Here is a 253-nt window from a genome sequence, read left to right as displayed (position 1 = left end):
TGGCATGACGGCTAGTGCGAAAGGAAGTGCTGACAAGCCCGGATCGAACGTCAAGGCCAAGTCAGGCCTGAACCGTTCGGTCCTGAATGCGGGATTTGGTGAGATTGCCCGACAACTGGAATATAAAGCTGTCTGGGCCGGTCGAACGGTTGTCAAGATCGATCGTTGGTACCCGAGTTCGAAGCGGTGTTCGAGTTGCGGATACGTCCTCAAGAGTCTTTCGCTTTCGACACGTCAATGGGTTTGTCCAGAT

1 protein-coding gene is annotated in these 253 nt (G+C 53.8%); it reads left to right on the top strand.

Annotated elements, in window-relative coordinates; genetic code table 11:
- Positions 1-253 (top strand): zinc ribbon domain-containing protein (locus IV91_RS17630; RefSeq protein ID WP_150112539.1); only part of this gene is annotated, 253 nt, incomplete at both ends.

Source organism: Ferrovum myxofaciens (genome assembly GCF_000735045.1).
Lineage (GTDB): Bacteria > Pseudomonadota > Gammaproteobacteria > Burkholderiales > Ferrovaceae > Ferrovum > Ferrovum myxofaciens.
Note: the sequence above shows the minus strand (reverse complement) of the source record. Positions and strands in the feature narration are given on the sequence as shown.